Annotated in this window: 6 protein-coding genes; 5 read left to right on the top strand and 1 reads right to left on the bottom strand. The window is 71.6% G+C overall.

The window, feature by feature from the left end; all coding sequences use genetic code 11:
- Positions 1-88 precede the first annotated feature (88 nt).
- Positions 89-1504: a purine-cytosine permease family protein gene (locus AADR41_RS40435; RefSeq protein WP_342287313.1), complete on the bottom strand. Its 1416-nt coding sequence runs from the start codon at positions 1502-1504 to the stop codon at positions 89-91.
- 183 nt (positions 1505-1687) lie between these two features.
- Here AADR41_RS40435 and AADR41_RS40430 point away from each other — a divergent pair, with 183 nt between their 5' ends.
- The 5 genes from AADR41_RS40430 to AADR41_RS40410 all read left to right on the top strand — a co-directional run.
- A complete protein-coding gene (locus AADR41_RS40430) occupies positions 1688-2293 on the top strand; it encodes a TetR/AcrR family transcriptional regulator (protein WP_342287312.1) in 606 nt (201 codons plus the stop codon).
- A 109-nt stretch (positions 2294-2402) separates the two neighbouring features.
- Entirely contained in the window at positions 2403-3854 is a 1452-nt protein-coding gene (locus AADR41_RS40425) for an NAD(P)/FAD-dependent oxidoreductase (RefSeq protein ID WP_342287310.1), read from the top strand.
- A 217-nt stretch (positions 3855-4071) separates the two neighbouring features.
- Entirely contained in the window at positions 4072-4533 is a 462-nt protein-coding gene (locus AADR41_RS40420; RefSeq protein ID WP_342287308.1) for a hypothetical protein, read from the top strand.
- 42 nt (positions 4534-4575) lie between these two features.
- Positions 4576-5832: an MFS transporter gene (locus tag AADR41_RS40415; protein WP_446751197.1), complete on the top strand. Its 1257-nt coding sequence runs from the start codon at positions 4576-4578 to the stop codon at positions 5830-5832.
- Positions 5833-5917: 85 nt separating this feature from the next.
- The coding region (locus tag AADR41_RS40410; RefSeq protein WP_342287305.1) for a serine/threonine-protein kinase at positions 5918-6856 on the top strand (939 nt) is incomplete at its 3' end.

Genomic DNA, 6856 nt, shown 5'->3' with positions numbered 1-6856 from the left:
GGGCGGGCGGGGCAGGCCATGTGAGGTGACTCCTTGTGGTGCTGTCGGTGCGGGCGGTGCTGTGATCCGGCGGAGGGGGCAGGTCGGGTCAGGAGCGGGCGGCGTGTGGTGCGACGGTCCGCCGGGCGAGCGCCCAGTAGACGAGTGCCGAGACGACGGAGCCGAGCAGGGTCAGGTCGGCGCCGCCCAGCGGTGCGACCAACGGGCCGGTCCACAGCTCGCAATCGCAGGTGAGCGCGGCGAAGACCATGCCGACGAGCAGTGCGGTCAGGCCGGCGGGGTGGTAGCCGGACCGGTACCAGTAGGCGCCGTCCGGGCCGGCATGCAGTGCCGGTGCGTCGTAGCGGCAGCGGCGCATGGTCATGTCCGCGAGGAACACGCCGCCCCAGGGGGCGAACACAATGATCAGCAGGGAGAGGAAGGACAGCAGTGAGCTGGTGAAGTCGGTGAGGAAGAGCGCGCACAGGGCCCCGGCAGCGGTGACCGCCGCGCTGATGACGATGGCCTTGGAACGGCTCCACGGGACGCCGAGCACCTGGAGGTTCAGGCTCGACGAGTAGAGCGTGACGATCGAGTTGGTGACGGATCCGCCGAGCACCAGGGCGAGGAAGAGCGGCTGGAACCAGCCCGGCAGCAGCTTCTCCGTGCCCGCCACGGCGTCGGTCATGTCCGTCCGGGTGGCGGCGGCCACCCCGGCCACGCCCAGCGCGACCGACGAGATGAAGCCGCCGAGAGCTCCGTACCAGGTGAGCGACCGCATGGAGGTCGTCCTCGGCAGGTAGCGCGTGTAGTCGGCGGGCATCGGGACGTACGAGAACGGCCCGGCCAGCATCACCACGAGGGCAAGGCTCCACCCGGACGCCCCGGGCCCGTCCGCCGCCCCGCCGGTGTCGGCGCCCGGCAGCAGGAACACCAGGAGCACGGCGAATCCGACGGCGAGGACGTACGCGATCCAGCGCTCCGCGAGCTGGACGGTGGCGTGGCCCCAGAGGGCGACGACGAAGGTCAGCGCGAGGGTGATCAGCAGGGCGAGGGCGCGCCCGGTTTGGCCGGACACCCATCCCGGATCGGCGAAGAACGCCTCCAGGGCGAGCGTGCCGACGACCGTGTTGAGGATCGTGTAGCCGATGCTGACCACCCAGTTGAGCATGCCGGCGGGCCAGTTGCCGCGTACGCCGAAGGGGGCTCGGGAGATCACCAGGGTCGCGGTGCCGGTACGTACGCCGCTCAGCCCGGCGGCGCTGATGGCGAAGAACGCCAGTCCGCCGAGGACGACGACCCCGGTGGCCTGCCAGAAGGACAGCCCGAAGCCGACGGCCAGGGCGCCGTTGATGACGTAGGTGAAGGTGAGGTTGGAGCCGAACCAGAGCCAGAACAGGTCCTTCGCGCTGCCGTGGCGGTCCTCGTCGGGGACCGGTTCGATGCCGTTGGTCTCGACCTGGAAGACCTGGTCGGTGGCCATCTTCCCGCCGGGCGCCCTCGCGGTCGTCTCCTGCTGCGTCATGCGGCCTGCCCCTCATCCGTTCGTGCTCCGGCGCACCGGAGCGAGTACTTTGAACGCCGTTCTAAAAGTTAGAACGGCATTCAAGATGTGTCTTTGGGGGCCCGTCAAGACCTCCGTCGAAATCGGTGACCCCGAGGGTGTCCCGTAAGGTCGTCACGGGGTTCACGGAAGAGGAGGGGCGGCGTGGCAGCGACGGCGCGACGGCGGGACGGGCACCTGGCCCGGGAACGCATGCTGGAGGAGGCGATGGCGGCCATCGCCGAGGACGGCCTCGCCGCACTCACCATGTCGGCACTCGCCAAGCGCCTCGGCACCAGCGGCGGCCACATCCTCTACTACTTCGGCAGCAAGGACCGGCTGCTCCTGGAGGTGCTCGGCTGGAGCGAGAGCACGCTCACCGAGGAGCGCCGGGCGCTGCTGGCCGGCCGGGCCGGCGCCGCGCGCAAGCTGGGTCAGTTCGTCGAGCTGTACCTCCCCCGCGGGCCGCGCGATCCGCGCTGGACCCTGTGGATCGAACTGTGGGCGCGCACCGCGTCGAACGAACCGCTGCGCCAGGCCCAGGCCGAGATCGACCGCGGCTGGCAGGAGGACCTCGAAGCGCTCCTGGCCAAGGGCGTGCAGCAGGGCCGCTTCGCCGCGGACCTCGACACGGCGGCCCGTGCTTCCGAACTCCTGGCCCTGCTCGACGGGTTGAGTACGCGGGTGGTCCTCGGCCAGCGCGGTGCGGACCGGGCGGGCGCGCTGCGCATGGCACTGTCGGCGGCCGAACGCCTGGTGGAGCGGGGCTGAGATCCGCCCGCGCTCCGCGCCGCGCCACCTGGTCACCCGGCCACCCGGGATCACCGGCCCCGGGCGCTGGGATACGGTTGGTTCGCAACACGGCGTGGAGGGAACCAGGTTGACGCGGGTTGCGATTGTCGGTGGCGGAATCGGCGGCCTGGCCGCTGCGTTGTTCCTGGGGCGCCGGGGTCACCCGGTGACCCTGTTCGAGCGGGACGGCCGCCGACCGGGACCGGATCTCGACCGGGACTTCTTCGACTGGCACCGCCCCGGTGTGCCGCAGGCCGTCCAGCCGCACGGCCTCCTCGCCCCGGTCCGCACCGTTCTGCGCGCGGAGGCTGCGGACGTGTACGACGCGATGCTGCGCCTGGGCGCCCGCGAACGCAACGAACTCGACTGGTTCGACGAGCGCGGGCCCGCCCGCCCCGGGGACGAGGATCTGGTGACGATCCAGACCCGGCGCATCGTCCTGGAGGCCGCTCTGCACGACGCGGTGCACCGCGAGCCGCACGTCGACGTGCGGCTCGGAGAACCCGTCGACGGGCTCCTCGTCGACCGGCGCGGCGGCATTCCGCTGGTCACGGGTGTGCGGTCCGGGTCTCGGACGCACGATGCGGATCTGGTGCTCGACGCCGGGGGCCGCCGGTCCCCGGTACTTCGCTGGCTCGGCTCGGCGGGCTGCCGGGACGCCGCGGTGGAGAACCACCGCGTCGGGATCGCGTACTTCTGCCGCTGGTATCGGCTGCGCCCCGACGGGCCACGCGATCCCGGACGCGTCAAGGCGGGCTCGTCCTCGGCCTTCGCCGTCGGCGGGGTGTTCCCGTCGGACAACGGCATCTTCGCGGCGTCCCTGACGGTGTCCACCTCCGACCCCACCCGGGCGGCGCTGCGCGACCCCGCGGTGTTCGAGAGGGTCGGACGGACGTTTCCCGCCATCGCCGCCTGGCTGGGGCTGGAGCCCGAGGCGGTCTCCGGAGTGCTTGCGATGGGAGGCCTGCACAATCGCTGGAGCGCACTGGCCGACGACGACGGGCCCGTGGTCACCGGCCTCGTGGGCGTCGGGGACTCGGTCGCCTACACCAACCCCACGATGGGGCAGGGAGTGGCCATGGCCCTGGAAGCGGCGCAGTGGGTGGCCCGGCACGCGGCGGCCGCCGCGGAGCCCGCGGCGTTCACCGGCCAATACCACCGATGGCTGGCACGGACCCTGCGTCCGCGGTTCGACGACCAGGTCGCCGCCGACCGGGCCAACGCGGCTCAACTGGGCGATCCCGCAAGGATGTCGACGGAGTCCCCCGCCGCCCCCGGCCGCGAGCGGGCCGCCCTGGCCGCCTGCGCCTTCGACGACCCACTGGTCATGCGCGCACGTGCGAAGGTCCGCCACCTCCTCCTCACCGCCGATCAGGCGTACGGCACCGAGGAGGTACGCGCCCGGCTCGCGCGCTGGCTGGACCAACACCCGGATTTCGCACCGCGGTTCGAGGGCCCCAGCCGTGCGGAATGGGAGTCGGCCGCGGGGTACGCGGAGCCCGCGGCCGCCACGCCGCACACCGCCCCTCCCGTTCGGTGACGGACTTCGCGGACACGCCGACTTCACCAGCGCACCGGGAACTCAGAAACGGACCGAGACCCTTTCGTACCATTTTTGCACTGTTGTAGCCCGTACAGGTGGTGTATCACTGGGTGTGGCCATATTGTCGTTTTCAGGACGACGGCTGAAAGAAGGGCGCCACGACCGGCGACCGCACCGGTCGGTGCGCCCGACATGAGGCAGCCGAGGAGCCGACATGCACACACGCAAATTCAGGGCAGTGATCATGCTGTGCGCCGCCACGGCAGCCGCGGCGGCGATCCCCGTTCCGGCATCCGCTTCCGCATCAGCACCCGCAGCCACGGAGTCCCGCTCACCGGCCCGCGTGGTGGCCGTCGACTGTTTCTCGAACGCGCAGGTGCGCCCCGGCGACTTCCTGCTCGCCTGCGGCGACGGCAACAACCGCCTCATCGACATCCACTGGTCCCACTGGGGGTCGACATCCGCCGTGGGCAGGGCACTTGACGCGGTGAACGACTGCGATCCCTACTGCGCGGCCGGCAAATTCCACACCTACCCCGTCATCGTCCGGCTGGACCGTCCGGAAACCTGGAAGTCCGATACCGGCCTGCGGCACTTCACCCGGATGCAGCTCGTCTACACCGACGGCAGGCCGGCGTACACCGAGCGGGTCGCGACGCACGAGCTCTGGGACTGACCCTCCCGGACGCGGCCGCGCCGGAGCACCGGCCACGAGGTGATGTGCGTGAGTGCTCGCGAATGCACACGGAACGCCGACGGCACATGGCGGCCGGGCTACGTGGCCGCCGCCCTGGTATTCGCCATCGGGATGGCCGGGACCACCCTCCCCACCCCGCTGTACGGCCTCTACCAGGAACAGCTCGGGTTCTCCGAGCTGATGGTGACGGTCGTCTTCGCCGTCTATGCCGTCGCCGTCATCACGGTGCTGCTGGTGGCGGGGAACTACTCCGACGAGACCGGCCGAAGACCCGTGCTCCTGTGCGCCCTGGGGCTGTCTGCGGCGAGTGCCGGGTGTTTCCTGCTGGAAGGCGGTCTGCCGCTGCTCTTCGCGGGGCGGCTGCTGTCCGGCTGCGCCGCCGGCCTGCTGAGCGGCGCGGCGACGGCGGCCGTGATCGAACTGGCGGCGCCCGGGCAGAGGGCCCGTGCGGGGTTCGCCGCCACCGCGGCGAACATGGGCGGTCTGGGCTGCGGACCGCTGCTCTCGGGGATCCTCGCGCAGTACACGCCCTGGCCGCTGACTCTGCCGTTCTGGGTCCATCTGGGTCTGGTGGCCCTGGCCTGCGGGATCACCTGGTTCCTGCCGGAGACCGTCGCCGAGCCGAAGCGCCTGCCCCGCCCGAGGCCGCAGGGGCTGTCCGTGCCCGCCGAGGTGAAGGGGGTCTTCCTGCCCGCCTCGCTGGCGGCCTTCGCCGGTTTCGCGCTCCTCGGCCTGTTCACCGCGGTCGCACCGAGCTTCGCCTCACACACACTGGGTGTGCACAACCTGGCGGTCTCGGGCGCCGTGGTCTTCTCCGTGTTCCTCGCCTCGACCGCCGGACAGTCCCTGTCCCGGCGGATCGGTGCCCGCCTCGCGCTCCCGGTCGGCTGCGGCATCCTCGTCGTCGGCCTGCTGCTGGTGGCTTCGTCACTGATCACCGAATCCCTGCCGCTGCTCGTCCTCGGCGCCCTGTGCGGCGGCACCGGTCAGGGACTGGCCTTCCGTGCCGCGCTCACTCTGATCAGCGACGCGGCCCCGGCACAGCATCGCGGTGGCACCATCTCGGCGTTCTTCGTCGTCGCCTACGGCGGGATCTCCCTGCCGGTGGTCGGCGTCGGCGCCCTGGCGACCTGGCTCGGGCTGCGCCAGGCGGGACTGATCTTCAGCGGCTGCGTGATGCTGCTGGCGGCGGGCGCGGGCACCTACGCGGCCCGCAGACTGCCCCGTGAGCCGGATCTGCAACCGGGCCCGCCACCCACGACGTCCTCCCGGTCCTGAGCACCTGGCGGGAACGGGCACCGACGGCCCGGACTTGTATAGGGTGCCGTTTCGATATCGACGTTCTGCGTGGGAGACGTTAGTGATGAGTGGTCAGCAGCCGGACCCGGGAATGGCCTCCCAGGTCTTCCAACCGCTTGAGGGAGACGACCCGACCACCATCGCCGGATACCGGCTCGCCGCCAAGCTCGGCGCGGGTGGCATGGGCAAGGTGTACCTGTCGTACACACCCGGCGGGCGGCCGGTGGCCATCAAGGTGATCCGGCCCGAGTTCGGCGAGGACGCCGAATTCCGCCGCCGGTTCGCCCAGGAGGTCAAGTCGGCGCAACGTGTGCAGGGCCTGTTCACCGCGCCGGTGATCGACGCCGCCACCGACACCGCCCACCCGTGGCTGGCCACCGCGTACGTTCCTGGTCCCTCGCTCGCCGACGCGGTCGTCGCGCACGGGGCGCTGCCGGTCGAGACGGTGGTGCTGCTGATCGCGGGCATGGCCGAGGCGCTGCACGTCATCCACGGCGCCGGCATCGTCCACCGTGACCTCAAGCCGTCCAACGTGCTGCTCGCCGCAGACGGCCCCCGCGTCATCGACTTCGGCATCGCCCACGCCGCCGACGCGACCTCGCTCACCGGCAGTGGTGTCACCATCGGTACGCCCTCGTTCATGGCACCGGAACAGGCGGCCGGACGCAGGGTGACCCCGGCCACCGACGTCTTCGCGCTGGGCCAGGTGGCGGCATACGCGGCGACCGGGTCCCCGGCGTTCGGCGAGGGGACCTCGCACGGCGTCCTGTACCGGATCGTCCACGAGGAGCCCGACCTCAGCGGCGTCCCGGAACGGCTGATGGAGCTGGTCAGCCGGTGCCTCGCCAAGGACCCGGCCGCCAGGCCGTCGATCGCCGAGGTCATCACGCTCTGCCAGTCCGCGAACGCGGAGACGGTGCTGCGCCGCCCCGAGGACTGGCTGCCCGCCCCGGTCTCCGCCGACATCACGGTGCGCACGGCGGCCCCGGCCCCGGTCCAGACC

It is taken from the genome of Streptomyces sp. CLV115 (genome assembly GCF_038448545.1).
Lineage (GTDB): Bacteria > Actinomycetota > Actinomycetes > Streptomycetales > Streptomycetaceae > Streptomyces > Streptomyces sanglieri.
This window is presented reverse-complemented; position numbering and strand designations above follow the sequence as displayed.

What these genes read in the sequence shown, in the direction of transcription:
- AADR41_RS40435 (WP_342287313.1), bottom strand. Translation starts at nt 1,504, where the DNA reads ATGACGCAGCAGGAGACGACCGCGAGGGCGCCCGGCGGGAAGATGGCC.
- AADR41_RS40420 (WP_342287308.1), top strand. Translation starts at nt 4,072, where the DNA reads ATGCACACACGCAAATTCAGGGCAGTGATCATGCTGTGCGCCGCCACG.
- AADR41_RS40415 (WP_446751197.1), top strand. Translation starts at nt 4,576, where the DNA reads ATGTGCGTGAGTGCTCGCGAATGCACACGGAACGCCGACGGCACATGG.